This is a genomic window from Caballeronia humi (assembly GCF_001544475.1).
In the GTDB taxonomy this organism is placed as follows: domain Bacteria; phylum Pseudomonadota; class Gammaproteobacteria; order Burkholderiales; family Burkholderiaceae; genus Caballeronia; species Caballeronia humi.
Map to the genome: position 1 here is coordinate 1 of NZ_FCNW02000229.1, position 679 is coordinate 679.

Below are 679 nucleotides of genomic sequence, written 5' to 3' on the forward strand. Positions count from 1 at the left end.
CGGTCGAAGCCGAACATCTCCACGGCTTCGCGGATCACGCGCCGGTTGCTCGCGCTGTCCCACTTGCCGTCCGGCAGCCCCAGTTCCGACACTTTCAAGTACACGTTCGGGCAGGCGGCGAGCGCTTCCATCCCGCGTCGCCAGATCGCGATGCCTTCGTCCGAGCGGTCGAGCGGCAAGCCGAGGTGATTCGTCACAATCGGCGTGCGGGGAAACGCGCGCGCGATTTCCGCCGCTTCCTCCAGGTGCCAGTACGGCACGCGCAGATCCCACGAAAAACCGTAGTCGTCGAGCAATGCAAGCCCGCGCAGCCACGCATCGTCCTGCATCGTGCCGGGCTGGCCGCGCACCGAATGGCCCGGCCCGGCCGAGATCTCCGGCTTCGAGCGCACGCCGCGCACGAGCGGGCTTTTCGCGTGGCCGGCGAGAATTGCCGCGCAATCCGGCTGCACGAAATACACATGCCCGACGATCGCGCTCGGGAGACCGGTCTTCGCGTTCAGTTGCGTGAGCCATTCGGTTTCGCGCACCTGTTCCTTGCGCGAACGCTCGGCCTCGACGTGTACCGTGCCGATCACGTCGAACCCGGCAGTCGCGCGGCCGTATTGCTCCGGCAAAAAGTCGCTGCACATGCGGCGATAGTCACCAAGGAAGAACGTGTCGTCGTATTCGTTGGTGA

General features: G+C 65.5%; 1 protein-coding gene. It reads right to left on the minus strand.

Annotation, left to right across the window (positions count from 1 at the left end; all coding sequences use genetic code 11):
* Positions 1-679: amidohydrolase family protein (locus AWB65_RS35175; RefSeq protein ID WP_087671285.1), on the minus strand; the 679-nt coding region annotated here is incomplete at both ends.